Origin of the sequence: Kitasatospora sp. NPDC051705, from assembly GCF_044453265.1 — a bacterium.
In the GTDB taxonomy this organism is placed as follows: Bacteria; Actinomycetota; Actinomycetes; order Streptomycetales; family Streptomycetaceae; genus Kitasatospora.
Genome location: NZ_JBITCO010000003.1, coordinates 102783 through 128194, shown reverse-complemented (window position 1 = coordinate 128194; position 25412 = coordinate 102783). Strand labels below are relative to the sequence as shown.

Sequence of the window (25412 nt, the reverse complement as noted above, 5' to 3'; positions counted from 1 at the left end):
AGCGCACACCGCCCGGGCCCCGGGGGGGGGCCCCCGGGCCCCCCCCGGCGCCCGCCGCAACCGTTTCCCGGGCCCCGCCCCCCCGCCCCCCGCCCCCTCCTCCCCACCCCACCCCTTTCCCTTCCCCACCCATGAGGTGGGAGGAGAGGAGGGCAGGGGTCATCCGGGCGGGGCTCGCGGGGACCGCGCGCCCCGCCCGGGGGCGGAGGCCGTCACGCCGCCCCCGCCCTCGCCGTGTGCATCCGCCCAGCGCGCTCCGTGCGCGCCCTGCGGGTGCACGGACACGCCGAGCGCGGCCGGGGAGTCACCCGTCACCGCGATGTCCCCCGCACGGTCGGTCCGCAGCACGCTCGCGCCCAGCGCCCGTAGCCGGTCCACCGTCCGCGGGGACGGATGACCGTACGCGTTGCCCTCGCCGCACGAGATCAACGCCAGCCGGGGCCGCAGCTCGCCGGCCAGGGCCCAGTCCTGATGAGCCGAACCGTGGTGCGCCACCTTCAACACGTCCACCCTCCCCACCCGCCCCGACAAGGCGGCCTGCGCCGGTGGTTCGAGGTCACCCAGCAATGCCATCCGCAGGCCGTCCGCCGCCGACACCAGCAGCGCCACGCTGGCGTTGTTCGCCCCCGGCGCCTCCACCACGGACCCCGCCTCGGGCCACACCACCTCCCAGGACAGCCCCGCACCCGCCGACCGCCGCTCACCCCGCCCGGCCCGCAGCAGCGGTACGCCCGCAGCGGCCGACCACGCCGTCACCCTGGCGACCTCACCCGGCGGCTCGTCCAGAGTGGTGCCCTCGACCGCCCCGATCCGGCGACCCCGCACCACCCCCGGCACACCCTCGACATGATCGGCGTGGAAGTGCGTCAGCAGGAGCAACGGCACCTCCGTGACCCCGAGATCCCGCAGACACCTGTCCGCGGCATTCGGGTCCGGACCCGCGTCGACCACCACCGCCCGCTCCGGTACACCCGCCGCGAGGACCGACATGTCCCCCTGACCGACGTCGCACATCACCATCCGCCACCCCGGTGGCGGCCAGCCGGTGGCGATCCTCGTCAGCTGGGGCGGTCGCAGCAGCACGGCCAGCAGGACCACCAGCAACAGCCCCGTCACCAGCGCCCGCACCCATCGCCTCCGCCGCCGGGGGCGGGGGCGGGGCCGGAGATGAGGACGGACGGAGTCGGGTTCCGTGCGCCGCGGCAGCAGGAGCGGCGCCGCCCAGCAGGCCGCGAGGGCGCCCAGTGCGACCGTCACGACCCCGAACCACCCTCCCGGCCAGACGAGTTGGCCACCGGGGAGCTCGGCTCCGCGCCGGGCCACCAGCGCGAGCCAGCCCGCCGCCACCCCGGCCGGCTCGGCGAGCAGGCCGGCCGGGCCGGGCAGCAGCGGCTGCAGTACGAGCACCCCGAAACCGAGCAGCGTCGCCGGGGCCACCGCGAGCTCCGCCAGCAGGTTGCACGGGATCGCGACCAGGCTGACGTGACCGGACAGCAGCACCGTCACCGGCGCGCACAGCGCCTGCGCGGCGGCCGTCGCGGCGAGGGCGCCCGCCAGGTGGTGCGGCCAACCCCGGGAGCGCAACGCCGCGGCCCAGTGCGGCCCGAGGACGAGCAACCCTGCCGTGGCGAGCACCGAGAGCAGGAAGCCGAAGGACCGTGCGAGGAACGGGTCCAGCAGGACGAGGACCAGGACCGTCCCGGCGAGCGCGGGCACCGCCTGCCGGGGGCGGCCGGTGGCCAACGCGAGCATGCCGATCAGTCCCGTCCCCGCGGCCCGCAGCACGCTGGGTTCCGGGCGGCAGACGGTGACGAAGGCCAGCGTCAGGGCCGTCCCGAGCAGCGCGCTGGTGCGCAGCGAGAGCCCCAGTGCCGCGGCCAGCCCGCGTCGCTCGGAGGTCCCGGCCAGCCCGGGGGCGCCCAGCAGCACGCCGAGGACGATCGCCAGGTTGGCCCCGCTGACCGCCACCAGGTGCACCAGGTCGGTGGCCCGGAAGGCGTCCTCCAGGTCGTCGGGCAGGCGGGAGGTGTCCCCGACGACCAGGCCCGGGATCAGCCCCCGCGCATCCGGCGGGAGCCCGTCGGTGGCCGTGCGCAGGCCCGCGCGCAGCCGCCCGGCGATCCGCTGCGGAAGGCTCGGTGGAGCGAGTTGCCGTGGCGGCCCGTGGGCGATCAGCAGGGCCGCGGACTCGGTCTCGTGCCCCTCGCCCGCCGGACGCACCTCGGCCTCCGCCGCCAGCCGCTGGGACGGGAGCAGCCGCTGCCAGGGTTCGGCCTCCGGGCCCCGGACCATGACGGTCACGGGTGTCCGCGTCCGGGTGCTCCGGCCGTCCGGGAGGAGCGTGACGCGGTCGGCCACCGCTTGGACGGTCAGGAGGGTCTGCCCTCCCGCGGGGCCGCTGCGGGACGTGTGGGACGCCGGGTCCCCGACGACGGTCAACTCCACGTCGACCGCCCGGGCGGACCGGTCCGGGGAGTGCGGCGCCGCGTGCTCGGCCGCCCGGGCGAGCTCCGGCAGCGGCCCGCGGTGCAGGTCGGCGGTGTGCAGCGGGGTCGCGACCGCGGCGGCGGCCCCGGTGAGCAGGACGGCCGCCAGCGTCACCGCCGCCCCTCGGCGGCGCCGGAGCCCGCGTCCGGCCAGGAGCAGGCCGGCCACCGCCGTCGCGGCGGCCGCGAACCCGAAGGCGTGGACGTGGTGGTGCGGCGCCAGGCCGAGGAGCGCGGCGGTGACCGCCCAGGCCGACACGGCCGGCAGCAGCAGTCGGAAGTCGGCACCCGCGGAGCGGGCGGTCGAGGCCTGGTCGATGGTGACGGGCATGGCGGTACCCCCTCTCGGCGGGTGGCAGCGGACCGCCTCGGGCGGACGGTCGACGATGGACGGATCGGATGGGTGGACGTCAGAGCGTGAGCAGGGGGCGGAGTTCCGCGAACGTCCGCGCGCCGATTCCGCTGACCTGTCGGAGCTGGTCGAGCGAGCGGAACGAGCCGTGCGACGTGCGGTAGGCGAGGATGCGCTGGGCCAGCGTCGGGCCGACGCCGGGGAGGGTGTCGAGCTGTTCGAGGGTGGCGCGGTTGAGGCTGACAGGTGGTCGGGGCCCGGCGGGCGTCGGGAGGCCGCCGCCGGGCCCGGCGGCGGGGGCGGGCGCAAGGGCCGACTCGCCGACGAGGATCTGCTCGCCGTCCGTCAGCACCCGGGCCAGGTTCAGGTTGTGGGTGTCCGTCTCCGGCTGCGGGCCTCCCGCGGCCTTCAGTGCGTCGGCCACCCGGGACCCGCCCGGCAGGGTGTGCAGACCGGGGAGGTGGACCCGCCCGCCGACGTCGACCACCACGGCCGACCCTGCGTCGGGCGCACCGGGAGGGCCGGGGCCCCCGGTCACGGCCGCCGCCGCGCCACCGGCACCGGCACCGCCCGCGCTCTCGGCGGTGGTCTCGCCCGGGGACACGACGGGCTCGGCCGCCGTCGGCCCTGCCGACCCCGGAACGGACGCCAGCGCCGGCACCGGGAGCGCCTGCGGCCGGGCGAACCAGAAATGCTGCACGGCGTAGCCGACGGCGAACAGCAGCAGCACGGCCAACCCGGCCACCGCCCGCCGGTCGAGCGCCAGGGCCGCGCCGAACCGGAAGCGCGGCGCGATCGCCGGGCCGAAGGAGTCCTGTGGTCCCGGCGGTTCCGGCGCGCCCGGCACGTCGGAGGCGGACGGCGGCGCCGGAGCACCGCGCACGCTCCCCGACTCCGCCGTCGGTACCGGCAGCCCCTCACCTACCGGCGGCCCCGCCCCCGCCGGCGGCCCCGTCGCCGGGGGCTCCCCGGTCACGGTGCCGGAGCCGGGCGCACCGGTGCCGGAGCCCGAGCCGGCCACGGGGGCTCGCGCCCCGGCAGTCCGGTCACCGTCCACAGGCAGCAGCGCCGCCATCCGCAGTCGTACGGTCTCGTCGGTCTCGTGGCGCTTCGCCGCGCCCAGGCTCAAGCTCGTCATGCCGAGGACGGTAGGAGCCCACGGACCGGCGCGCAGAAATTACCCAAACCCTGTGGAAAACCCGGGGGTTGTGGATAAAACAGATCGCTCGCACGAGTGAGTCGAGCCTCGACGAGTTGACCAGGAGCCGCTCAGCGCGGCGCGACCACCACCGCGAGCAGCCCCGGCCCGACGTGTGCGCCGATCACCGCGCCCACCTCACCCACGTACAGCTCGCGCAGCCCGGGCACCCGCGCGCGCAACCGCTCCGCGAGCGGCTCGGCCCGGTCCTCGGCCGCGAGGTGGTGCACGGTGATGTCGACCTCCCCGTCCCCCGAACGCTCGACCGCGATCTCCTCCAGCCGCGCGATCGCCCGTGACGCGGTGCGCACCTTCTCCAGCGGCTCGATCCGGCCCCCGTCCAGGTGGAGCAGCGGCTTGACCGCCAGCGCCGACCCGAGCAGCGCCCGGGCCGCCCCGATCCGGCCGCCCCGTCGCAGGTGTTCCAGGGTGTCGACGTAGAAGAACCCGCTGGTCCCGGCCGCGCGCCGGGTCGCCGCGTCAGCCGCGGAGGCGAGGTCCTGCCCGGCCTCGATCGCCTCGGCGGCGGCCAGCACCCCGTACCCGAGGGCCATGCCGACCAGTCGGCTGTCCACCACCCGCACCGGCACGGGTGCCTCGGCGGCGGCCAGCCTGGCCGCCTCGACCGTGCCGGACAGCTCGCCGGAGATGTGCACGGAGACGACGCCCTTCGCCCCGGCCTCGGCGGCGGCCCGGTAGGTGGCCGCGAAGGTCTCCGGGTTCGGCCGGGAGGTGGTCACCCGCTGCTTGCCGCGCAGCGCCTCGGCGACGTCCTTCGGCGAGATCTCCACACCCTCGCAGAGCACCGAGTCGCCGACCACGACGCTGAGCGGGACGACGGTGATCCCGTGGCGGTCGAGGGCCTCCTGCGGCAGATAGGCCGTGGAATCGGTGACGAGTGCGAGGTCGGAGGGCATGAGGCGGAGGTTACTCCCCGTTCGTCGCCGAGGACAGCGCCCTGCTGCGGGCCCCGTTCAGCCGGCCGTGGGCCCCGCCGACGGCTTCCGCAGGCGCTGCGCCAGCTTGGCCAGCGGGTCGGCGAGCCCGAGCAGCTCCTCCGCACCCGCGCGCCCCTTCCCGTCGGTCAGCCCGGCCCGTGCCGCCGGCTCTCCCGCACCCCCCGCGGCCCCGGCGGAGCCCGACGAGCCCGACGTACCGGACGAACCCGACGCGGACGATCCGGAAGCGGACGACGCCCCGGACGACGGCCCGTCCCAGTGCCGCAGCGCCCCGGCCTCGCTCTCGCACTCCTGGCTGAGCCGGCCGAGCTCGTCGTCGGCGAACCGGTGCATCCGGTCCTGCGCGGCCCAGCGCATGGTCTCCGCCGAGCGGGTGATCCGTTCGGCACGGCGGCGCAGTTCGGGCAGCTTGGCGGCGATCCGGGCGACGTCCGGCTCCCGCTCGAGCATCCGCAGTTCGGCGTCGAGTTCGGCGGCGTGCGCGTCGAGCCTGGTCAGCAGGGCGAGGGACTCACCGAGCTGGCCGTCCTGGGGCAGCCCGCCCTCCAGCACCTGCCGGGTGCCGTCGAGGGAGGTGCGCAGGCCCAGCCGGACGGCGGCGATCTGCCCGGGCGGCCCGGCCTTGGTGTAGGTCTTCGCCTTGAGGGTGGCGTTCTCCACGGCGCGGCGGGCGTTGGCCTCGTGCTGCCCGATCTTCGCGGCGACCGTCTTCGCCGCCCGCACCGTGCCGACCACGGCCAGTACCAGCGCCGCGATCCCGAAGAGCAGGACCAGGCCGATCATCACGCCGAACACGTCCATCGCGAGCCACCTTCCGCCACCGTTTCGGCCCCCACCGGTCCCAACGCGGGCCGCCCTGCCGAGGGTTCCACCGTAGCCGCCGCACGGGGCCCGGGGGCCGGCCGAACGGGCCCCGGCGGCGGAGATCAGGGACAGATCGGGGATTCCCCCAAGGGCACAGGGCGCGCAGGGAGAGGAGCGGGAGCCGGAGCACGGCGGAGAGCGCCGGAGCACGGCGAAGGGCGGGCGCCCCGGAGGACGCCCGCCCACACACCACGCTCGACCGGCACACCGACCGACCGCCGCCGACCGGTCACCCGATCCACCGACCCCCGGTCGACCAGTCACCCGATCACCGAGTCACCCGGTGACGATGTTCACCAGCTTCGGAGCCCGCGCGATCACCTTGCGCACCGGCGCGTCGCCCAGCGCCGCGACGACGGCCGGGTCGGCCAGCGCCAGCGCCTCCAGCTCGGCGTCCGAGATGCCCGGGGCGACCTCCAGCCGCGCCTTGACCTTGCCCTTGATCTGCACCACGCAGGTCACCGACTCGTCCACCACGTACGCCGGGTCGGCGACCGGGTAGTCGGTGTGCGCCAGCGACTCGCCGTGGCCCAGTCGGCGCCACAGCTCCTCGGCGATGTGCGGGGCCAGCGGCGCGACCATCAGGACCAGCTGCTCGGCCACGGCGCGCGGCGTGGAGCCGCGCTTGACCAGGGCGTTGTTCAGCTCGATCGCCTTGGCGACGGCCGTGTTGAAGCGCAGCCCGGCCATGTCGGCACGGATGCCGTCGATCGCCTTGTGCAGGGCCCGCAGGGTGGCCTCGTCCGGCTCCTCCTCGGTGACGACCAGCTCGCCGGTGGTCTCCGAGACGACGTTGCGCCACAGCCGCTGCAGGAAGCGGTACGAGCCGACGACCGCGCGGGTGTCCCAGGGGCGGGAGACGTCCAGCGGGCCCATCGACATCTCGTACAGGCGCAGCGTGTCGGCGCCGTACTCGTCGGCGATGTCGTCGGGGGCGACGGCGTTCTTCAGGGACTTGCCCATCTTGCCGGCCTCGCGCTTGACCGGCTCGCCCTGCCAGGAGTAGGCCCCGTCGCGCTCCTCGACCTCGGCGGCGGGCACCGGGAAGCCGCGCTCGTCGCGGTAGACGTCCGCGGTGATCATGCCCTGGTTGAACAGCTTGTGGAACGGCTCGACGGAGGAGACGTGGCCCAGGTCGTGCAGCACCTTGTGCCAGAAGCGCGCGTACAGCAGGTGCAGCACGGCGTGCTCGGCACCGCCGACGTACAGGTCGGCGCCGCCGGCCGGCTTGGTCGCGGTCGGGCCCAGCCAGTAGCGCTCGTTGGCGGGGTCGACCACGGCCGCGTCGTTGGACGGGTCGACGTAGCGCAGCTCGTACCAGCAGGAACCCGCCCAGTTGGGCATGGTGTTGGTCTCGCGGCGGTACCGCTTCGGGCCGTCGCCCAGGTCCAGCTCGACGTTGACCCAGTCCTCGTTGCGCGACAGCGGGGTCTTGGGCGAGGAGGTGGAGTCGTACGGGTCGTAGGTGTGCGGCGAGTAGTCGTCGACCTCGGGGACCTCGACCGGCAGCATCGACTCGGGCAGCGCGTGCATGACGCCGTCCTCGTCGTAGACGATCGGGAAGGGCTCGCCCCAGTACCGCTGGCGGCTGAACAGCCAGTCGCGCAGGCGGTAGTTGACGGTGCCCTCGCCGATGCCGCGCTCGGCCAGCCAGCCGGTCACGTGCGCCTTGGCGTCGACGACGCTCAGGCCGTCCAGGGTCAGGCCGTCCCGGGTGGAGTTGACGATGACCGAGTCGTAGGTGTCGAACGCGTCGTCCCAGGCCGCCGGGTCCTCGCCGCGCCCGTCGGTGGGCTCGACGACGCAGCGCATCGGCAGCGCGAAGGCGCGGGCGAACGCGAAGTCGCGGTGGTCGTGGGCGGGGACGGCCATGATGGCGCCGGTGCCGTAGCCCATCAGCACGTAGTCGGCGATGAACACCGGGACGGCCGCGCCGCTGACCGGGTTGACGGCGTGGGCGCCGGTGAACACGCCGGTCTTGACCTTGGCCTCGACCTGGCGCTCGACGTCCGACTTGGCGGCGGCGGTGGCGCGGTAGGCGGCGACGGCCTCGGCGGGGGTGGCGGCACCGCCGGTCCACTCGGCGGGCACGCCCTCGGGCCAGGCGGCCGGGACGATCGAGTCGACCAGACCGTGCTCGGGCGCCAGCACCATGTAGGTGGCGCCGAACAGGGTGTCCGGGCGGGTGGTGAAGACGGTGATCTTCTCGTCGGAGCCGACGGCGAAGTCGACCCGGGCGCCTTCGGAGCGCCCGATCCAGTTGCGCTGCTGCAGCTTGATGGCCTCGGGCCAGTCCAGCAGGTCCAGGTCGGCGATCAGCCGGTCGGAGTACGCGGTGATGCGCATCATCCACTGGCGCAGGTTGGACTTGAACACCGGGAAGTTGCCGCGCTCGGAGCGGCCGTCCGCGGTGACCTCCTCGTTGGCCAGGACGGTGCCCAGGCCGGGGCACCAGTTGACCGGCACCTCCTTGGCGTACGCCAGCCGGTACTCGCCCAGCAGCTCGTCCCGCTCGGCGGCGGACAGCTCGGCCCAGGCGCGGCCGTCCGGGGTGGCGCGCTCACCGGACTCGAACCCGGCGACGAGTTCGGCGATCGGGCGGGCCTTGCCGGCGGCCTCGTCGTACCAGGAGTTGAAGATCTGCAGGAAGATCCACTGGGTCCAGCGGTAGTACTCCGGGTCGATCGTGGAGATCGAGCGGCGCGGGTCGTGGCCCAGGCCCAGCCGGCGCAGCTGCTGGCGCATGTTGGCGATGTTGGCCTCGGTGGAGACCCGCGGGTGGGTGCCGGTCTGCACCGCGTACTGCTCGGCGGGCAGGCCGAAGGCGTCGTAGCCCAGCGTGTGCAGCACGTTGTGGCCGGTCATCCGCTGGTAGCGGGCGTAGACGTCGGTGGCGATGTAGCCCAGCGGGTGGCCGACGTGCAGGCCCGCACCCGAGGGGTACGGGAACATGTCCATGATGAAGCTGTGCGGCCGCGCGGCGACGTCACCGGCCGACGGGTCGGCCAGCGCACCGGTGGGGTTGGGGGCGTGGAAGGTGCCCTCCTTCTCCCAGATGTCCTGCCAGCGGGACTCGATCTCCGCCGCCAGCGCAGCGCTGTACCGGAACGGCTCGGTCACGGTCTCGGCCGTGCCGGACGCAGGGGTCGTCTCGCTCATGGTCCTTCAAGCTCCATCGGTGTCAGTTGGCGAACCGCGCACACGGCCGGCCCGTGAACGGGGGCGGAAAACAAAAAATCCCCTCGCAGGAGGGGACGCCACGCCGACTCCGGCCCCGCCCGAGGGCGCAGCCGGTCCTGGTCAGCGCGGCCGGCTAAGGAGCAGGCGCACGGTTCGCATGGGCTCAGGGTACCGCAAGCGGGTCGGCCCGCTCCCGGGTGTACCGCCCTGCGGACCGCCCGCCGCACGCCCTCACGGACCGCCCGCCGCACGCCCTTCACGGGCCGCCCGGGGCGCGCCCCGCACCGGCCGCCCGCCGCGCGCCTGCCCCGGACCCCGCCCGCTGCCGGGGCCGAGCCGCCGCGCCACCGGAGCCGGACCGTCACCGACGGGCGGCGGCCGACGCACCGGGCCCGCCCCTCACCTCCCGGCCTGCGCCGCCACCCGCCCCGCCGTGTCGAAGTCCCGCAGCGCCCGGGCCAGCCGCTCGGACTGCATGCCCGAGGCGAGCGTCCGGGCGAGCGCCGCGGTCCGGGCCGCCTCCCGCTGGTCGCCGAGGCGCCGGTGGGTCTCGGCGAGGCGGACCATCAGCAGCGCCTTCGACCGGGCCCGGCCGGCCCCGAGGCCCGCGACGGCCTCCGCGAGCAGCGCCTTGGCCAGCCGGTACTGGCCGAGCGCCAGGCGCCCCTCCCCCACCATCCCGGCGAGGTCGGCGCGGGCCTCGGCCGTACCGGGCACGCCGTCGAGCTCGGCGAAGGCCCTGGCGGCGGCCCGCTCGGTCCGTTCCGCCTCGCCCCGGCGTCCGTGCGCGCGGGCGATCCGGCCGAGCTGGCGGGCCCGCCCGACGGGGCTCAGCGCGGCGGCGTGGACGGTCAGGGCCCGGTCGAGGGCGTCGACGGCGTCCAGGCCCCGCCCGCCCGCGCCCTGCGGGGCGAGCGCCACCAGGGCGCCGAGCACGGCGACGCCCAGCCGGGGCTCACCGCTGACGTGGGCGGCGCGCAGCGCGGCGACGAAGGCCCGCTGGGCGGCCGCGTCGTGGCCGAGGTCGTAGGCGGCCCAGCCGGCCAGCCGGGCGAGCCGGCTGGCCGTGCCGTAGAGCTCGCGGCCGAGCCGTTCGTCATACGCGCCGAGCTCCAGCAGCTTGGCCACCATGGCGAGTTCGGCGCGGGTGGGGCCGAGGACGAGGCCGCCGCCGCAGGAGCGTTCGAGCCGCTGCTTGCTGCGGTAGGAGAGGCCGAGGTCGCCAACCAGGCCGGGGTCGATGCGCAGGGCCCCCTCGCCGCCGCCGACGGGTGGCGGCGGGGAGGCGAGCCGTTCGGCGGCCTGGTCGAGGTCGGCGCCGCGGAAGAGGTCGGTGAGGCGGACCGGTCCGGCGTCGGTGGCGGCCTCGCGCAGTGCGGTCTGGGCGGTGTCGGCGGTCCACGGGTCGGTGAGCAGCCGGGGCGAGAGGATCTTGGCGCCGCGGTGGCCGCCCATCCGGCCCCAGAGCTGCTCGTACGTGACGGCGATGCCGAGGGTGCGGCTGAGGACCTCGCAGACGGTCTGGTCGTGCGGGCTGCGCGGCACCATGCCGCGGTCGCGCCACTTGTAGGGGGCGGTGGAGCTGATGGCCAGGCCCGGCGGCAGGGCGAGGCTCACCTCGCGGGCGAGCCGTTCCGGACTCCAGCCGAGCTGGTGCAGTATCCGGGCCAGTTCCTCGTTCCGCCTTCGCTCCAGATCGGCCATGGCACGAAGGTAGCGGTCTTTCCGGGTCTCCCGCCGGTGGCATGAGCAGAACGACGAAGGGCCGCCTCCCTTTTCGGAAGACGGCCCTCGACTGCTGTGGAGCTATGGGGAATTGAACCCCAGACCTCTTGCATGCCATGCAAGCGCTCTACCAACTGAGCTATAGCCCCTTGACCTGCGATGTCACCGGGGGCTTTCGGCCGTTTCCGTCCGGTTTCCCTCGGCGACATCGACTACTTTACACGGTCCCGGGGGTGCTCCACGAATCCGTTTCCCGCGGCCGCCGACCGGGCCGTGACCTGCGTGGTCCGCCGGCTGCCGCGGGCCCCGGACGGGTCGCCGTGCACCCGGTCGCTCCCGCCACCCCGACCCGACCCGACGGACGCACCCCGACGACCCGGCCCGACGGACGCACCCCCACAACGCGAGAGGCCGCCACCCGAAGGGTGACGGCCTCTCCACTGCTGTGGAGCTATGGGGAATTGAACCCCAGACCTCTTGCATGCCATGCAAGCGCTCTACCAACTGAGCTATAGCCCCGCGACACGGGCTCCCCTGCCTGAACAGGATCGCTGGTGCGGAGTGGAGCTATGGGGAATTGAACCCCAGACCTCTTGCATGCCATGCAAGCGCTCTACCAACTGAGCTATAGCCCCGCACTCACCGGATCTCCCGCTTCCCTTCCGGGCCGCGTTCCTTCCCTGCGAACGAGGAAGACTCTAGCTGGTCAGGCCCGGAACTGCGAAATCCGCCCTCTCGGGGCCCTTCCGGGCCCCCTCCGTCCCACCCGTGACGCACCCGTCGCTCAGGTGTCGTCGCCGATCACCGGCTGCGGGAGCGTGCCCGCGTTGTGCTCCAGCAGGCGCCAGCCGCGCGCCCCCGAGCCGAGCACCGACCAGCAGCAGTTCGACAGTCCGCCGAAGCACTCCCACTGGGCGGGCTCCAGGTCGAGCAGCCGCCCGAGCATGGTGCGGATGGTCCCGCCGTGGCTGACCACCACCAGCGTCCCGTGCTCCGGCAGCTTGGCGACGGCCTCGAGCACCACCGGGACGGAGCGGTCGGCGACCTCGGTCGCGAGTTCGCCGCCGCCGCGCCGGACCGGCTCGCCGGCCGCCCAGGCCGCGTACTCCTCGGGGTAGCGCTCGCGGATCTCGGCGTTGGTCAGGCCCTGCCAGGAGCCCGCGTAGGTCTCCCGCAGGCCCTCGTGGTGCTGGACGTCGAGCCCGGTGACCTGGGCCAGCTCCTCGGCGGTGCGCCGGGCCCGGACGAGGTCGGAGGAGATCAGCAGGTCGGGCCGCAGGCCGGAGAGCAGCCGGGCCGCCCGCTGGGCCTGCAGGACGCCCTGCCCGGTCAGCTCGATGTCCGTGGTGCCCTGGAAGCGGGACTCGAGGTTCCAGGAGGTCTGACCGTGCCGCCAGAAGACGATGCGCGGGCCCCGCGCGTCCCGGCTCAGTGCAGGTCCTCGGGCTTGCCGAAGTCGTCCGCCGGGGCGACGGCGTTGCCGGCCCCGTCGGTGTGGGCGTCGGGGCGGTTGCGCGAGGCGACGGCGTCCTCGGGCAGGGGCAGCTCGGGGCAGTCCTTCCAGAGGCGGTCCAGCGAGTAGAAGGAACGCTCCTCGGAGTGCTGGACGTGGACGACGATGTCCAGGTAGTCGAGCAGGATCCAGCGGCCCTCGCGCTCGCCCTCGCGGCGCACCGGCTTGATGTCCAGCTGCTCGCGCAGCTGGTCCTCGATCTCCTCGGCGATGGCCCGGACCTGGCGGTCGTTGCCGGCGGAGGCGATCAGGAAGGCGTCGGTGATCGACAGCACCTCGCTGACGTCGAAGGCGATGATGTTGTGCGCGAGCTTGTCGGCCGCCGCCTGCGCGGCGACGGTGATGAGCTGCTGGCTGTGGTCGGTGACGGTCACGGTGTTCTTCCGGCTCGGCGGCTTGGGTGCCCCCGGCGCTCGGCCGGGGGTGCCTTCCAGGATCTCACGCCGCCGAGGCGGCCCCGGAACGCTTTTCCGGGGCCGCGCCGCCGCCCGCCGGGCCCGCCCGGGCCGGGGCCCGGGGCCGGGTCCGGCCCGGGCGGGCCCGCCCTACTGGTTCTTCGGCGGCTGGTAGTCCTTGCCGAGCACCACCACGAGGTCCGCGTTCTGGGCGTCCCCGACCTTCTTCGCCGCTGTGTCCGGCAGGCCGAGACTGGTCGCCAGCGACTTCGCCGCGGCCTGCCGGGCGTCGTCGGTGTAGCGGATCTCACTGGTGGCCTGCGGGGCGGTCCTGGAGCCGCCGGGGATGAAGGTCAGGCCGGAGTTGACCACCTGGACCTGTGCGGCGGCGGCCGCCTGGTCGTTCCCGGTGGCGTCCTGGATCGAGACCCGGGCCGGGGCCTCGCCGGAGGCCGCGGACTTCACGGTGCCGCCGAGCACGTCCTTGACCTGCTTGCCCGCGGTGGCCTCGTCCAGGCCGCCGTCCGGCTTGACGGTCAGCGCGGTGGTGCCGAGGTGGCCGTCCTTCGCCTGCTGGGCGAGCTGGGCGAGCACCCCGGCGAGGGCGTCCTCGGGCAGCGAGGGGTCGAGCACCGCGTTCATCCGGTGCACGTCGTCCTTGGCGTCCTTCAGCTCGGTGGGCATGGTGCGCAGGACCGCGTCCATCACCTGCCCGAAACGGGCCAGCTGGGCGTCGCGGTTCTCCCCCTGCGCCTGCAGGGTGGCGTAGGCGACCGCGGCCTTTCCGTTGAGCATGGTGTTCTTGCCCGCCGCGGAGAGCAGCTTGCCGTCCGGCTTGCCGCCCTCGTGGGTCTCGGCGTTGGTGTCCACGCGGACTCCGCCGAGCTGGGAGACCAGCATCTCCAGGTACGGGGTGTCCAGGCGCCAGGTGCCGGCGACCGGGGCCCCGAGCACGGTGGACAGGCCGTCGCGGGTGGCCGAGGCGCCCATGCTGTCCATGGCCTGGCCGACGGTGGTGACCGGCGGGTCGCCGGGGCCGGGCAGCCGCAGGGTGTCGGGCAGCAGCAGGACGGTGCCCTTCTTGCCGGTGACGTCGTTGACCAGCAGCGCGCTGGAGACCTTGCCCTGCAGGTCGCGCAGGTGCACCACGTTGACCTGGCGCGGGCCGGCCGCGCTCGCCGCGGTCTGCTTGTCGCCGGTGAACCAGAGGTAGCCGCCGGTGCCGGCCGCCGCGAGGGCCACCACCACGCCGAGGCCGATCAGCCGGTTGCGCAGCTTGCGGCGGCGCTCGGCGCGCACCTCGCTGCGGGACTCGGCGAACTTCAGCCAGTCGATGACGTCCTCGGTCTCCTCCGCCTCCTCGTCGACGAAGGTGAACTCGCCCGTGGGGTAGTCGTCCTTGGACGCCTTCGAGCCGGCCTTGCCGGCCCGGGCCCCGCCGACCATCTCGGACGGCTGCTCGGGCTTGGCCGGGGCCGCGGCGGGCTTGGGCGCGCGCGGGCGCGGCGGCGCGGGGGCCGGGGGCTCGGCGGTGACGGCCGGTCCGGGTCGCTGCCCGGACCGGGCCCCGGGCTCGGGCTCGGCCACCGACGGGGCGGCCGGGTAGGCCTGCTGCTGGTAGCCGTCGTAGCCGTACTGCTGGTCCTGGTAGCCGTAGCCGCCCTGCTGCTGGTACGCCTGGCCGGCCTGTCCCGGCTGCACGGGCTGCCCGTACGGGTCGTACTGCTGCTCGTACTGGTCGTACTGCTGCGGCTGCTGCTGGTACGCCTGGTACGGCTGCTGCTGGTAGGGCTGCTGCTCCTGGTAGCCGTAGGCGTCCTGGGAGTACACCGGCTGCCCGTACTGGTCGTACTGCTGCGGCTGCTGCGGCTGCTGCTGCTGGTACGCCTGGTACGGCTGCTGGTACTGCCCCGTCGACCACTCCTCCGGCTGCTGGTGCTGCTGGCCGCCGCTGCGATCACTCACGCCCGCTCCTGGTCAGGTCCGGTGCGGCGCGTACAGCGCCCGCTTGTCGATGTAGCGGACCACGCCGTCCGGGACGAGGTACCAGACCGGTTCGCCCTTGGCGACCCGGTTGCGGCAGTCCGTGGAGGAGATGGCCAGCGCCGGGACCTCCACCAGGGAGACCCCGCCCACCGGAAGCCCGGCGTCCGACAGAGTGTGCCCCGGGCGGGTGCATCCGATGAAGTGGGCGAGCGAGAAGAGCTCCTCGGAGTCGCGCCAGGACAGGATCTGGGCGAGCGCGTCGGCACCGGTGATGAAGAAGAGGTCGGCGTCCGGGTGCATGGCGTGCAGGTCGCGCAGGGTGTCGACGGTGTACGTCGGGCCCTCGCGGTCGATGTCGATCCGGCTGACCGAGAACTGCGGGTTCTCGGCGGTGGCGATGACCGTCATCAGGTAGCGGTCCTCGGCCGGGGTGACCTGGCGGTCGCTCTTCTGCCACGGCTGCCCGGTCGGGACGAAGACCACCTCGTCCAGGTGGAACGCGCTCGCCACCTCGCTGGCGGCGACCAGGTGGCCGTGGTGGATCGGGTCGAAGGTTCCGCCCATCACGCCGAGGCGCTTCTTCACCGGTTCCGGTCCGCCGGGATTCCCGGCCTGCTCTCCCATGCCGCCACACCTTACGCGACGCCCGTTACGGTGCGGGAACGCCCGGGTGGGGGTCCTCCGCAGACGCCTCGGGGAGCGTCCGGCGCACGGGCCGGACGCCCCCCGGGCGGCGTCGGGACGGGCTCAGCGGTCCCGGTTGAAGCGGGTGGTGACGAAGAGCAGGAGCAGCAGGATGAACAGTGCGGCGCCACCCGTCAGGTACGGGTTGAGGCTGTCGTGGTTGCCCCCCTCGCCCTCGGCGAGCAGGTTCAGGACGGGGAGTGCGGCGGCAGTGTTCATGGTCGGCGTGACCTTCTCGGCTCGGGTGAACGGACCTGGGGTTCTTCCGGGCCGGTGAGGGCCCACCCGTCATCGTACGGGGGGTCACACCGCAACCGCTCGGCGGCCCACCGCCGCTGACCGGGGGTGAGCCCCGCCGGGGCGGGCAGCAGGTGCGACGCGCCCCGGGCGGGGCCCCGCGGGGCCTCAGTTGCCGCGGAAGGCGCGCGCCATGATCCAGACCAGCAGGCCGACGCCGACGAACGACGCCACCACGATGATCCGCAGGAAGATACCCGGGCCGGCCTCGTTCGAGATGGGCGTGGCCAGGCTGACAAGCGCGTCGGTGGACATCTGCGGGCTCCTCGAACTGCTCGGTACCGCGGCCGGGTCCGGTCTCGGTTCTCCAGGGCATTCAGGGTAAACCGGCCTCACACCGGCGGCCCCCACCGGCCCCCGCGCCGCGCCCGGTCCGGGCCCCGCGGCGCACCCGGTCCGGGTCCTGGTGCCCGCCCGGCCCGGGTACGCGTGCCCGCCCGGGGACGAGTACGCAACCACGGACGTTGCAGATTCAGTCGTTGAAGGAGCACAGCAGCGGGGGGCCGGCCGCCGGGCCGGGGCCGCCGTCGACCAGGAGGTACCCGGACCATGACCGACCCGACCGTGAAGACCCCCAGCCGGCGCCGCCAGCGCTTCGCCGGCATCTCCACCCGTGCCTGGGAGCACCCGGCGGACCGGTCCGCCCTGGTCGCCCTGCGCAAGCTGACCGGCTTCGACGACGTGCTGAAGAAGCTCGCCGGGCTGGTCTCCGAGCGCTCGATCCGGCTGATGTTCCTGGCCACCGCCGTGAAGACCTCCGAGCGCCAGTTCCCCGAGCTGTACGACATGGTGCGCGACGCGGCCTACGTGCTCGACCTGGAGAAGGTCCCGGACCTGTACGTGACCCAGGACCCGACGGTCAACGCGTACTGCATCGGCATCGACTCCCCGGTCATCGTGATCACCAGCGGCCTGGTCGACCTGATGGACGAGGAGGAGCTGCGCTCGGTCATCGGCCACGAGGTCGGCCACGCGATGTCCGGCCACGCCGTCTACCGGACGATGCTGATGATCCTCACCAACATCGCCACCCGGGTCGCCTGGGTGCCGCTCGGCAACCTGGCGATCATGGCGGTCGTCACCGCGCTCAAGGAGTGGTTCCGCAAGGCGGAGCTGTCCAGCGACCGCGCGGGCCTGCTCGCCGGGCAGGACCTCCAGGCGTCCATGCGGGCCCTGATGAAGCTGGCCGGCGGGCACGACCTGGCCGAGCTGAACGTCGACGCCTTCCTGGAGCAGGCCGAGGAGTACGAGAAGGCCGGGGACCTGCGCGACGGCGTGCTCAAGCTGCTCCAGGTGCTGCCGCAGAGCCACCCGTTCGCGGTGGTCCGGGTCGCCCAGCTGAAGAAGTGGGCCGAGAGCGAGGACTACCGCTCGATCCTGGCCGGCGCCTACCCGCGCCGGGCGGACGACCCGAACACCTCGGTCGGCGATCAGTGGAAGGCCGCCGCCGACCACTACACGTCCTCGGTGAAGGACAGCAAGGACCCGCTGATGGGCCTGATCCGGGACGTCGCCGGCGGTGCCGCGAACGTCGGCGGCAAGCTCCGCGACACCTTCACGGGCGCCGCCCGCCCGTCCGCCGCCCCGCGCGAGGACGGCGAGGACCGCGGCAAGGGCTGACCCGCCCGCCCGTCGACGGCCGGTGCCCCGCCCCGGGGCGCCGGCCGTCGCCGTACCCGGGCGGCGAAGAGACCCCGTACCCGGGCGGAGAGGAAGCCCCGCACCCGGGCGGAGAGAGAAGCCCCGCACCCGGGCGGGGAGCAGGCCCGGACCCCGCCGCGGCGGCGAGGAAGCCCCGGCCACGGGCGGCGCGAAGCCCCCCGGACCCCGGGGGAAAACCCCGGAGCCGTGCCTCAGCCGCCCGCCAGCACCCCGCAGACCTGCCACGCCGGGTGCGCGTGGTTGCCCGGGTCGATCGCCGCCGGCGCCGGGACCTGGGTGCCCTGCGCGGTCGCGAGCACCGGCTGCAGGAACCCGGCCATCGAACCGCTGCAGGGCTGGGGGCCGGCCTGGATGACCGAGTCCACCAGCCGCAGCTGCGCCGAGGCGAGGTCGACCCGGTCGAACTGGAAGGTCAGCTGCCGCCGCACGGTCTCCAGGGTCACCGGCGCGCCGGCCGGGGCTCCGGCCGCCTTCAGCGCGTAGACGAAGGTGTGGTCGGTGGTGATCTGCAGGGTGCCGCTGTCCGCCTCGTCGATCCGCATAGCACCGGTCACCTTGACGGAGTCCGCGGCGAGCGCGACCTGTGCCGGGTCGAAGCGGACCAGCCAGCCGGTGAGCGCGTGGTGCCGGTCGTCGACGGGCTGGGCGACGCTGGTGTCGAACTGGGCCTGCTCCCCCGGGGTCACGAAGGCCCGCACGTCGTCGGTGGCGCCCTGGACGAGGGTGCCCGGAGCGAGCGACGAGGCGACCAGGTAGCGCTGGACGGTGTCGAGCGCCTTGGTGACCTCGACCCGGCTGAAGTGCTCGGTGGCGGCCCCGCTCGGGGTGCCCAGGCCGATCGCACCGTCGCTGTAGCCGACCGGCAGCGCGGCGAACGGATCGGCCGGGTCGGCGACCGGTTTGACCGCCGCGGCGGGGCTCAACGCGACCAGACTGACGGTCAGTTGACTGCCCTCGGGCCGGGCCGAGATCCGGTTCGGCGAGCTGACCCCGAAGTACACCGCAGCCCCGAAGGCCAGCAGGATGAGCAGCAGCAGGGCGAGCGCCTGCCGCGGGACGGTGCCCAGCGGACCGAGCCGCACCCGGGCCCGGGTGGCCTTCCCGAAGGACCCGGCCAGCCGCTCCCGGGCGGACAGCTCCTGGATCCGGGCAGCCCGGACGAACGATTCGTCGAAAACGACGGACCGGTATTCGTCCTCGTTGCCGGAACCACCGTCGGGCGTACCCTCCGGAGGTTCTCGCGGGTCACCCATGACACCAGGGTAAGCCGGATCCGGGCCGCTCCACGAGGGCGCTCACACAGATTCCCGGGAGCGCTCCGTGACCACCCGCCCCGACCCGCACCGCCGCTACGACGTCACCCCGCGGGTGCGGTGACCACGAGCGACGGCTCGGCCGGCGCGGGTCGCGGGTCCGTCCCTGCGCTGCTGCTGCCGGACTCGGGGCGCCGGGGCGCGCCGGCCGGCCCGCCCACGCCCTGGTAGATCGCCGCGACGGCGACCGCCACCAGGCTCACGCCCATGATCACGGCGAGGATCCAGGCCACCGGCCGGTGCCAGCGCTGCTGCGCCACGTACCGTCCGCGCCCGCGCAGCGGGTCGGCACCCCGCCCGCCCCGGCGGCGGCCCTGGCGGCCGGTCGCCCGGCCCGGGCCCGACCAGGGGTCGGGGTAGTGGTGGTCGTCGTCGAGTCCGCTCGGGTACGGGCGCAGCTCCAGCGGCAGCCCGTCCCCGGCCGTGACGTCATACCCCCAGCCCGGGCCCGCGGAGTCCGGCTCGAACCGGGCCTCGGCGGCGGCGAGCTGCCGCTCCTTGGCCGTCGGCTCGTGCACGGCGGCGGACCGGACGAAGGCCTCATCGAAGACCACGGTGGCGAACTCGTCGTCCGCACCACCGTGGTCGGCGCCGTCGGGGTACGGCAAGCCCCCCACATCCTCAGCCACGGATTCAGCGTATTACCGGGCGGGCGATTTGTCTGTGGCTCCTCGCAGTTGGTCCGTCGCCCGTGTGACGCGGGGCGCCCCGGGCCGGGTCAGCCGGCGTCCGCGGCCCCGCCGACGGTCTGCGTCGCCTCGCCCCGCACGTGCCCGTCACCAGTGACGATGTACTTGGTGCTGGTCAGCTCGGGCAGGCCCATCGGGCCGCGGGCGTGCAGCTTCTGGGTGGAGATCCCGATCTCCGCGCCGAAGCCGAACTCACCGCCGTCGGTGAAGCGGGTGGAGGCGTTGACGGCCACGGTCGTCGAGTCGACCAGCTGGGTGAACCGCCGGGCGGCGGCCTGCGAGGTGGTGACGATGGCCTCGGTGTGGCCGGAGGACCAGCGGCGGATGTGCTCCACCGCGGCGTCCAGCGAGGGCACCACGGCCGCCGCCAGGTCGTAGGAGAGGTACTCGGTGCCCCAGTCCTCGTCGGTGGCGGGCACCGCGGTGACGCCGGTGCCCTCTGCGGCCTTGAGCACCGCGTCGTCGCCGTGCACGGTGACCCCGGCCTCGGCGAGGGCGGCCAGCGCGAGCGGCAGGAAGGCGTCCGCGACGTCCTGGTGGACCAGCAGCGTCTCGGCGGAGTTGCAGACGCTGACCCGCTGCGCCTTGGAGTTCAGCAGGATGCCGACGGCCATCGCCAGGTCGGTCCGCGCGTCCACGTAGACGTGGCAGTTGCCGGTGCCGGTCTCGATCACGGGGACGGTCGAGCCCTCGACCACGGCGCGGATCAGCGAGGCGCCGCCGCGCGGGATGAGCACGTCGACGAGGCCCCGGGCGCGCATCAGCTCCTGGACGGACTCGCGGCTCTCTCCCGGCACCAGCTGGACGGCGTCGGCGGGCAGTCCGGCGGCGGCGACGGCGTCCCGCAGGACGGCGACCAGCGCGGTGTTGGAGCGGTAGGCGGAGGCCGAGCCGCGCAGCAGTACGGCGTTGCCGGACTTGAGGCAGAGCGCCGCGGCGTCCACGGTCACGTTCGGCCGGGCCTCGTAGATGATGCCGACCACGCCGAGCGGCACCCGTACCTGGCGCACGTCCAGGCCGTTGGGCAGCGTGTAGCCGCGCAGCACCTCGCCGACCGGGTCGGGCAGGCCGACGACCTGGCGCACGTCGGCGGCGATCGCGGCGATCCGCTCGTGGTCGAGGCTCAGCCGGTCGATCACCGACTCGGCGGTGCCGGCCTCGCGGGCCCGGGCCACGTCCTCGGCGTTGGCCGCGGTGATCTCGGCGCTGCGGGCCACCAGCGCGTCCGCGATCGCCAGCAGCGCGGCGTCCTTCGCCCGGCGCGGCAGCGGGGCGATCGCGGCGGCGGCCTCCCGGGCTCGGCGCGCTACGGCGAGGACGGGGCTGTCGGCGGTGGCGAGGTCGCTGGTCATGCGCCCAGGGTAGCGACTGCGCCGGCCGTGCCGGTCCGCCGTTTCGCCATCCGAACTCCGGGCCGGACGCACCCCGCCGCAGCCGGCCCGCGCGCACCGGCCGGGCCGCGCGATCACCCCGCCCGGACGCACCGCGCCCGGACCCACCGCACCCGCCGCCCGCCCGGCGCTCAGTACGGGTGCACGCCCCCCAGGTGCGGCGACGGGTCGCCGAAGCCCTCCGCCACCCGCTTGTGGTACGTCGCCCGGTCGACCACCTCCAGGCCGACGATCTCCCACGGCGGCAGGTTGGCGGTGAGCTTGTGCTCGCCCCACAGCCGCAGCGCGATCGCCGCCGCGTCGTGCAGGTCCCGGGCCTGCTCCCAGTACCGGATCTCCGCGTGGTCGGCGGCGTAGCGCGCGGTCAGGAAGAACGAGTGGTCGTGCGCCAGCCGCTCCAGCGAGGCCCGCAGCGAGGACAGCGGGGTCACCTGCCCGGACACGCTCAGCACCACGTGCCAGAGCCGGGCCTGCTCCGGCACGGTGGGCGGCTCCCCCTCGTCGGCGCGCTGCGCCGGCGGCCTGCGCACCCCTCGGGGCCCCTGCGGCGGCGGACCGGCCGGCTGCGCGGGGGCGTCCCCGCGTCCGCCGTCGATGCTGGTGAGCCGCCGGCCCGCGGTCCCCGCGGTCAGCGCCGTCTCGCGCCTGCGTTCCACCGGCGGCCTCCTGTTCGGCGATGTCGTGTCGTCCCCCCGCACCGGTCCCGCCGGCCCTCGGCCGACCGGTCCGGCTGCACCCCTCCTCGCCCGCGGCCGGGCCGCTCCCCCTGCGGAGCGGCCCGCCGACCGCGCTCCGCCGGCCGGCCGGTGCCGGCGCGTGGGCCGGTCAGCCGCGCAGAACGACCAGGTCGTCGCGGTGGACGACCTCGCGCTCGTACGCGGCGCCGAACTCCTGGGCCAGGTCGCGGGTGGACCGGCCGAGCAGGCGGGGCAACTCCCTCGCATCAAAGTTGACCAGTCCACGAGCCACGATGTGGCCGTTTTCGGCAAGAAGGTCCACCGGATCACCCGCGGCGAACTCCCCGTCGACCTTGGTGACCCCGGCCGGCAGCAGGGAGGCGCCGCCCGAGACGACCGCCGTGACGGCGCCCGCGTCCAGGTGCAGGGCCCCGCGCGGGCTGCTCGCGTGGGCGAGCCAGAGCATCCGGTCGGAGGTGCGGCTGCCGGTGCGCAGGAACAGGGTGCCGGTGGGCCGGCCGGCCAGCGCGTCGGCGGCGTGGCTGGCGGCGGTGAGCACCACCGGGATGCCCGCTCCGGTGGCGATCCGGGCCGCCTCGACCTTGGTGACCATGCCGCCGGTGCCGACGCCCGCCTTGCCCGCGCTGCCGATCTCGATGCCGTCGAGGTCGTGCGGGCCGCTCACCCGGTCGATCCGGCTGGTGCCGGGCCGGGAGGGGTCGCCGTCGTAGAGCCCGTCGACGTCGGAGAGCAGCACCAGCAGGTCGGCCCGGACGAGGTGGGCGACCAGGGCCGCGAGCCGGTCGTTGTCGCCGAACTTGATTTCGGCGGTGGCGACGGTGTCGTTCTCGTTGACGACCGGCATCGCGCCCATCGCGAGCAGCTGGTCGAGGGTGCGGTAGGCGTTGCGGTAGTGGGCGCGCCGGCTGGCGTCCTCGGCGGTGAGCAGGACCTGGCCGACCCGGATGCCGTAGCGGGCGAAGGAGGCGGTGTAACGGGCGACCAGCAGGCCCTGACCGACGCTGGCGGCGGCCTGCTGGCGGGCGAGGTCCTTGGGGCGCTTGTCGAGGCCGAGCGGCGCGAGCCCGGCGGCGATGGCGCCGGAGGAGACGAGGACCACCTCGGGCGCGTCCGGGCGGGCCCGCACCTTGGCCAGCGCGTCCACCAGGGCGTCGACCCGGTCGGCGTCCAGGCCGCCGGCCGCCGTGGTGAGTGAGGAGGAGCCGACCTTGACGACGATCCGCCGCGCGGTCAGCACCTCCTGCCGCAGTGAGTCCTCGCTCATCTCGCTGTACGCCCTTCCGGTGTGGTGCTGGTGCGGCGGGCCGGGCCCGGCCGTCGCCCCCGAAATCTACGCGATCCGCACAGGTCGCCCTCCGGTTGTTTCACCGGCTGGACCCGTCCCGGTCACGGCCTCGCCACAGCGCGGCCGACAATCCGGATGGCTGGTATGGTCCCTGACCGCAAGCCAGATCGGGGGACGGCTTCTTGCCCGCTGAACCCATTCGTCTTCGACTCTCGTGTCATCGGGCGGCACCGCAATGGGCAGGCCGGCAACGGTTCGCGGTCGCGCGCCCAGGAAAGCGCACCATGCGTACGTACACCACCAAGCTCACCGTCGCCGCCCTGGCGGCGGCCACCGCGCTGTCGCTCGCGGCCTGCGGCCCGGACAACGCGGACACCCCGGCGGGGACGGGCGGCGCCACGGGCGCGGCCCCGGCCCAGACCGGCGCGGCGACCGGCGGCGCGGCCACCGGCGGTGCCGCGACCGGGGGTGCCGCCACGGGCGGCGCGGCCGGCGGCTCGACCGCGGCCCCGACCGGCGCGACCGGCGGCGCGGCCACGGGCGGGGCGGCCACCGCCGGTGCCACGGGCGGGGCGGCCACGGGCGGGGCGGCCACGGCCGGCGCGACCGGTGGCGCGGCCACCGGCGGCGGCGCGGGCGGCGGCAAGCTGCCGCAGGCCGGCACCGCGGTGAAGTTCGGCCAGCCCGCCACCGTCGACTTCGCCGACAAGACCTTCAACGCCGCGGCCAAGCTGGAGATCACCGTCACCGGCGTGACCCCCGGCTCGCTCAAGGACTTCCAGGACGCCAAGGCCCCCACCACGGGCCTGGACGGCCGGGCGATCTACTACGTCAGCTGGACGATGAAGAACCTCGGGGACTCCAAGCTGACCTTCGCGGCGCCCAACTCCAAGTTCAAGGTCTACGACGCCTCGGGCGGCACCGCCAGCTTCGCCAACCCGACCGGCTCCACCCCCGTGGCCAAGTGCACCACCCCGAGCTTCTCGGGTGCCACCAAGGGCGTCGAGTTCAAGGGCTGCGACATCGTCAGCTTCCCGGCCGGCGGCGTCCCGGCGATGGTCGGCTACGGCGACTCGACCGACATCACCAAGGTCCAGGCGGCCTGGACGAAGTGACGTCCCGCCGGCGCTGAACACGCGAGCGGCCCCCGCCACCCGGACGGGTGGCGGGGGCCGCTCGCGGCTGCGCGGACTCAGTCCTCGTCGTCGCCCTCGATGGCGGCCTGGCGGCCGCTGGAGAGCGCCTCGAAGGCCAGGAACTCGGCCTCGGCCGCGTCCCGGCCCTTCTGCTTCTCGCGGCGGCGGTCGACGGCCGGGCGCGGGTTCTCGAAGCGGTGGTCCTCGCCGCGGCGGCCGAGCATCTCGGCGCCGGCGGCCATGGTCGGCTCCCAGTCGAAGACCACGGCGTTGTCGTCCGGGCCGATGATGACGGTGTCGCCCTCGTGGGCGCCGACCTTCCAGAGCCGGTCCTCGACGCCGAGGCGGGCCAGCCGGTCCGCCAGGTAGCCGACGGCCTCGTCGTTGGAGAAGTCGGTCTGGCGGACCCAGCGCTCCGGCTTGCTGCCGCGGATGCGGTAGGCGCCGTCCTCCTCGGTGATGGTGAAGCCGGCGTCGTCCACGGCGACGGGCCGCAGCACGATCCGGGTCGACTCCTCGACGGGCTTGGCGGCCCGCGCCTCGGCGACGATCTGGGCCAGCGCGAAGCTCAGCTCGCGCAGGCCCTTGCGGGAGGCCGCGGAGACCTCGAAGACGCGGTAGCCGCGCTCCTCCAGGGACGCCCGGGTGAGGTCGGCGATGTCCTGGCCGTCCGGCACGTCCACCTTGTTGAGCGCGACCAGGCGCGGCCGGTCCTCGAGACCGCCGTACTGGGCCAGCTCGGCCTCGATGGTCTCCAGGTCGGTCAGCGGGTCGCGGCCCGGCTCCAGGGTGGCGCAGTCCAGCACGTGCACCAGCACCGAGCAGCGCTCGACGTGCCGCAGGAACTCCAGGCCGAGCCCGCGGCCCTGGCTGGCGCCGGGGATCAGGCCGGGCACGTCGGCGATGGTGTAGACGGTGTCGCCGGCGGTGACCACGCCCAGGTTGGGGATCAGGGTGGTGAACGGGTAGTCCGCGATCTTCGGCTTGGCGGCGGAGAGCACCGAGATCAGCGAGGACTTGCCGGCGCTCGGGTACCCCACCAGGGCCACGTCGGCGACGGACTTGAGCTCCATGACGATGTCACGGGCCTCACCGGGCTCGCCGAGCAGCGCGAAGCCGGGCGCCTTGCGGCGGGCCGAGGCGAGCGCGGCGTTGCCGAGGCCGCCGCGGCCGCCCTGGGCGGCGACGAAGCTGGTGCCGTGGCCGACCAGGTCGGCGAGCACGTTGCCGCTGCGGTCCAGCACCACGGTGCCGTCCGGCACCAGCAGGACGAGGTCCTCGCCGTCCGCGCCGGTGCGGTTGCCGCCCGCGCCGGGCTTGCCGTTGGTGGCCTTGCGCTTGGGCGAGTGGTGGTACTCGAGCAGGGTGGTGATCTGAGCGTCCACGGTGAGGATGACGCTGCCGCCCTCCCCGCCGTTGCCGCCGTCCGGGCCGCCGAGCGGCTTGAACTTCTCGCGGTGCACGGAGGCGCAGCCGTGGCCCCCGTTACCCGCGGCGACGTGAAGTTCGACGCGGTCCACGAAGGTGGTCATGGGTGTGCCTCCAGTACGGATGAGTCTGCTTCTACCTGCGTAAAGCATGAAGGGTGGACCGGAACAT

General features: G+C 74.6%; 20 protein-coding genes and 3 tRNA genes. 2 read left to right on the top strand and 21 right to left on the bottom strand.

Features of this window, described 5'->3' with window-relative positions; genetic code table 11:
• Positions 1 to 159: 159 nt before the first annotated feature.
• The 15 genes from ACIA8Q_RS05455 to ACIA8Q_RS05385 form a co-directional block, all read right to left on the bottom strand.
• On the bottom strand, positions 160 to 2817 hold the full coding sequence (locus ACIA8Q_RS05455; protein WP_396316791.1) for a ComEC/Rec2 family competence protein: 2658 nt from the start codon (positions 2815 to 2817) through the stop codon (positions 160 to 162).
• A gap of 79 nt (positions 2818 to 2896) precedes the next feature.
• Positions 2897 to 3976 carry a helix-hairpin-helix domain-containing protein gene (locus ACIA8Q_RS05450; RefSeq protein WP_396316790.1) on the bottom strand — a complete coding sequence of 360 codons (1080 nt, stop codon included), beginning with the start codon at positions 3974 to 3976 and terminating at the stop codon, positions 2897 to 2899.
• A gap of 131 nt (positions 3977 to 4107) precedes the next feature.
• Positions 4108 to 4953 carry a DegV family protein gene (locus ACIA8Q_RS05445; RefSeq protein WP_360221782.1) on the bottom strand — a complete coding sequence of 282 codons (846 nt, stop codon included), beginning with the start codon at positions 4951 to 4953 and terminating at the stop codon, positions 4108 to 4110.
• A gap of 57 nt (positions 4954 to 5010) precedes the next feature.
• The gene (locus tag ACIA8Q_RS05440; protein ID WP_360221785.1) at positions 5011 to 5796 is read right to left on the bottom strand and encodes a hypothetical protein; all 786 of its coding nucleotides are present in this window, start codon (positions 5794 to 5796) and stop codon (positions 5011 to 5013) included.
• Between the two features lie 339 nt (positions 5797 to 6135).
• On the bottom strand, positions 6136 to 9018 hold the full coding sequence (leuS, locus tag ACIA8Q_RS05435; RefSeq protein ID WP_360221788.1) for a leucine--tRNA ligase: 2883 nt from the start codon (positions 9016 to 9018) through the stop codon (positions 6136 to 6138).
• 420 nt (positions 9019 to 9438) lie between these two features.
• Positions 9439 to 10743: a hypothetical protein gene (locus ACIA8Q_RS05430; RefSeq protein WP_360221791.1), complete on the bottom strand. Its 1305-nt coding sequence runs from the start codon at positions 10741 to 10743 to the stop codon at positions 9439 to 9441.
• Between the two features lie 97 nt (positions 10744 to 10840).
• Positions 10841 to 10913: transfer RNA gene (locus tag ACIA8Q_RS05425), tRNA-Ala, on the bottom strand.
• Positions 10914 to 11210: 297 nt separating this feature from the next.
• Positions 11211 to 11283 (bottom strand) — tRNA-Ala (locus ACIA8Q_RS05420).
• 43 nt (positions 11284 to 11326) lie between these two features.
• Positions 11327 to 11399: transfer RNA gene (locus tag ACIA8Q_RS05415), tRNA-Ala, on the bottom strand.
• 149 nt (positions 11400 to 11548) lie between these two features.
• Complete coding sequence (locus ACIA8Q_RS05410) at positions 11549 to 12196, bottom strand: histidine phosphatase family protein (RefSeq protein WP_360221827.1); 648 nt, start codon at positions 12194 to 12196, stop codon at positions 11549 to 11551.
• Positions 12193 to 12651, bottom strand: a complete 459-nt coding sequence (gene rsfS / locus ACIA8Q_RS05405) for a ribosome silencing factor (RefSeq protein WP_360221793.1) — start codon at positions 12649 to 12651, stop codon at positions 12193 to 12195. The genes ACIA8Q_RS05410 and rsfS overlap by 4 nt, the downstream gene beginning before the upstream one ends.
• 171 nt (positions 12652 to 12822) lie before the next feature.
• Positions 12823 to 14637, bottom strand: coding sequence for an LCP family protein (locus tag ACIA8Q_RS05400; RefSeq protein WP_396316789.1), 1815 nt, complete (start codon positions 14635 to 14637; stop codon positions 12823 to 12825).
• A gap of 12 nt (positions 14638 to 14649) precedes the next feature.
• Positions 14650 to 15282, bottom strand: a complete 633-nt coding sequence (gene nadD / locus ACIA8Q_RS05395) for a nicotinate-nucleotide adenylyltransferase (RefSeq protein ID WP_360221799.1) — start codon at positions 15280 to 15282, stop codon at positions 14650 to 14652.
• A 123-nt stretch (positions 15283 to 15405) separates the two neighbouring features.
• Positions 15406 to 15561, bottom strand: coding sequence for a hypothetical protein (locus ACIA8Q_RS05390; RefSeq protein WP_360221802.1), 156 nt, complete (start codon positions 15559 to 15561; stop codon positions 15406 to 15408).
• Between the two features lie 186 nt (positions 15562 to 15747).
• Positions 15748 to 15894 carry a hypothetical protein gene (locus ACIA8Q_RS05385; RefSeq protein ID WP_360221805.1) on the bottom strand — a complete coding sequence of 49 codons (147 nt, stop codon included), beginning with the start codon at positions 15892 to 15894 and terminating at the stop codon, positions 15748 to 15750.
• Positions 15895 to 16188: 294 nt separating this feature from the next.
• Here ACIA8Q_RS05385 and ACIA8Q_RS05380 point away from each other — a divergent pair, with 294 nt between their 5' ends.
• A complete protein-coding gene (locus ACIA8Q_RS05380; RefSeq protein WP_396316788.1) occupies positions 16189 to 17259 on the top strand; it encodes a M48 family metallopeptidase in 1071 nt (356 codons plus the stop codon).
• A gap of 233 nt (positions 17260 to 17492) precedes the next feature.
• On the opposite strand, the gene ACIA8Q_RS05375 is transcribed toward ACIA8Q_RS05380, so the two are convergent.
• The 5 genes from ACIA8Q_RS05375 to proB all read right to left on the bottom strand — a co-directional run bounded on the left by ACIA8Q_RS05375 (position 17493) and on the right by proB (position 22656).
• Entirely contained in the window at positions 17493 to 18554 is a 1062-nt protein-coding gene (locus tag ACIA8Q_RS05375) for a hypothetical protein (protein WP_360221811.1), read from the bottom strand.
• A gap of 104 nt (positions 18555 to 18658) precedes the next feature.
• Positions 18659 to 19231, bottom strand: a complete 573-nt coding sequence (locus ACIA8Q_RS05370; protein ID WP_396316845.1) for a hypothetical protein — start codon at positions 19229 to 19231, stop codon at positions 18659 to 18661.
• A gap of 101 nt (positions 19232 to 19332) precedes the next feature.
• On the bottom strand, positions 19333 to 20655 hold the full coding sequence (locus ACIA8Q_RS05365) for a glutamate-5-semialdehyde dehydrogenase (RefSeq protein ID WP_360221817.1): 1323 nt from the start codon (positions 20653 to 20655) through the stop codon (positions 19333 to 19335).
• Between the two features lie 170 nt (positions 20656 to 20825).
• The gene (locus tag ACIA8Q_RS05360; protein ID WP_360221820.1) at positions 20826 to 21350 is read right to left on the bottom strand and encodes a hypothetical protein; all 525 of its coding nucleotides are present in this window, start codon (positions 21348 to 21350) and stop codon (positions 20826 to 20828) included.
• Positions 21351 to 21519: 169 nt separating this feature from the next.
• Positions 21520 to 22656 carry a glutamate 5-kinase gene (gene proB, locus ACIA8Q_RS05355; RefSeq protein ID WP_360221823.1) on the bottom strand — a complete coding sequence of 379 codons (1137 nt, stop codon included), beginning with the start codon at positions 22654 to 22656 and terminating at the stop codon, positions 21520 to 21522.
• 305 nt (positions 22657 to 22961) lie between these two features.
• Between proB and ACIA8Q_RS05350 the strand changes: the two genes are divergently transcribed.
• A complete protein-coding gene (locus ACIA8Q_RS05350) occupies positions 22962 to 23792 on the top strand; it encodes a hypothetical protein (RefSeq protein WP_360221825.1) in 831 nt (276 codons plus the stop codon).
• Between the two features lie 77 nt (positions 23793 to 23869).
• Here the strand turns inward: ACIA8Q_RS05350 and obgE are convergent, their stop codons facing one another.
• Positions 23870 to 25345 (bottom strand): GTPase ObgE, encoded by a 1476-nt coding sequence (gene obgE, locus ACIA8Q_RS05345; protein WP_360211508.1) that lies wholly within the window; start codon positions 25343 to 25345, stop codon positions 23870 to 23872.
• Between the last annotated feature and the right edge of the window lie 67 nt (positions 25346 to 25412).